Origin of the sequence: Ligilactobacillus sp. (assembly GCF_036846325.1) — a bacterium.
Classification (GTDB): domain Bacteria; phylum Bacillota; class Bacilli; order Lactobacillales; family Lactobacillaceae; genus Ligilactobacillus.
The window spans coordinates 1-1,900 of record NZ_DAIUCE010000180.1 but is presented as its reverse complement, the minus strand read 5'-3'; the positions used below and the strand labels follow the sequence as shown (position 1 = coordinate 1,900).

The 1,900-nt window shown below is 57.1% G+C and carries 1 protein-coding gene; it reads left to right on the top strand.

Annotation, left to right across the window (positions count from 1 at the left end; translation table 11 throughout):
* Positions 1–1,702: GTP-binding protein (locus V7Z60_RS09940; RefSeq protein ID WP_334117652.1), on the top strand; the 1,702-nt coding region annotated here is incomplete at its 5' end.
* Positions 1,703–1,900 lie beyond the last annotated feature (198 nt).

The window sequence follows — 1,900 nt, the reverse complement described above, 5'->3', positions numbered from 1 at the left end:
CTGGAATGACATGAAGCTGACCCTGCTTGACACTCCGGGACACATCGACTTCTCCGCTCAGACCGAACAGGTGCTTTCCGTGCTTGACTGCGCCATCCTGGTCATTTCAGCACGCGACGGCGTGACGGGACAGGCAAGGTCGCTCTGGAACATGCTTGACCACTACAATGTTCCGGTCTTTTTATTCATCAACAAGACCGACCTGGCAGATTTCGACCGGGATGCGCTGAAGGAACTTGACGAAGGCATCGTCTTCTTCGACGGAACAGAAGAGGAGGAAATGGCGGCACTTGACGAGGAACTGCTTGAAAAGTACCTCGACAGCGGATCCCTTGATCAGGAGGACATCTGCAGCCTGGTAAAAACGCGCAGGGCATTCCCGTGCCTGGAAGGTTCGGCCCTGAAACTTGACGGCATAAGCGCACTTTTGGACGGAATACTGCATTTTGCACCGGAACTGCCGCAAAGAGACGGTCTTTCAGCAAGGATCTTCCGCATCTCCCATGACGACAAGGGCGCCCGGCTGACCTGGCTGAGGCTGACGGGAGGGTCGCTTAAGACGAAGGACCGTCTGCCTGACGGCCAGAAGGTCAACGGACTGCGGATCTATGACGGAAAAAGATACAGTGACGTGTCCGAAGTCTCATGCGGTGACGTCTGTGCCATCCCCAACCTTCAGAAAACGTCTGCAGGTCAAGGGCTGGGAAAGGCGGAAAGCCTGACCGCACCGCTCGTCACTCCCGTCCTGAGCTTTGCGGCATGTCCTGCAGACGGCAATCTTGACGCCTGCCGCAAGGCTCTTTGCATCCTGGAAGACGAGGACAGAAGCCTGAACGTCTCCTGGTCATCTCAAACAGGAGAGCTGCGGGTTCAGCTCATGGGTCAGATTCAGCTCGAAACCCTGCAGCAGGTCATGTCAGACCGCTTCGGCATCGAAGTTGCGTTCGAAAAGGGAAGGACCCTCTACAAGGAGACCATCACGGAACCTGTCGAAGGCGTCGGCCACTTCGAGCCGCTCCGCCACTACTCGGAGGTCCACCTCCTGATGGAACCGGGAGAACCGGGAACGGGACTCGTCATCGATTCCGACTGCAGCCTGGAGGTCCTTGACAGAAACTGGCAGAGCCAGATCGTCTCGTGTCTGAAGGAAAAGGAACACCTCGGCGTTCTCACAGGTGCCCCGCTGACGGACGTCAGAATCACCCTCATCTCAGGCAGGGCAAGCATCAAGCATACAGTCGGCGGAGATTTCCGCGAGGCATCCTCCAGAGCCGTGCGCCAGGGACTGATGACGCTGAAGGAAAAAGGTGGCGTCCGCCTGCTCGAGCCATGGTACAGCTTCGTGCTCAGGGTCCCGGAATCCTGTCTCGGACGCGCCATGAACGACATCCAGCTCATGAGCGGCACCTTCTCGCTTGACCAGCAGACGAACACCATAACGGGCCTTGCCCCCGTCAGTGAAATGCAGAACTATGCGGCATCCGTGCGCTCCTACACCCACGGTGAAGGCTTGCTTGAAACAACCGTTTCCGGCTACCGTCCGTGTCATAACGAAGCAGAAGTCATTGCCGCATGCGGCTACGACCCGGTCTCCGACATGGAGAACACGCCCCAGTCCGTCTTCTGCGCTCACGGTGCAGGATTTACCGTCGACTGGAGAAACGTCCCGGAAATGGCGCACGTTCCGTACAGAACATCATGACATGCAGAGGCCGGGATGCCTTGCAATTAACTGCAGATCAATCCGGGCTGGCTTTTACGGGCAAATCCCAGAAATCGTCGTTTTGCCCGTAATCGGGAGCTGAAATTTACGGGTTCATGAACGTTCGGCTTCACACCTTGCCTTAATCAGGTTTCGCCTCACAACCCCCTTGTCCCAAGCACCCTTGCTCGGGCAAGA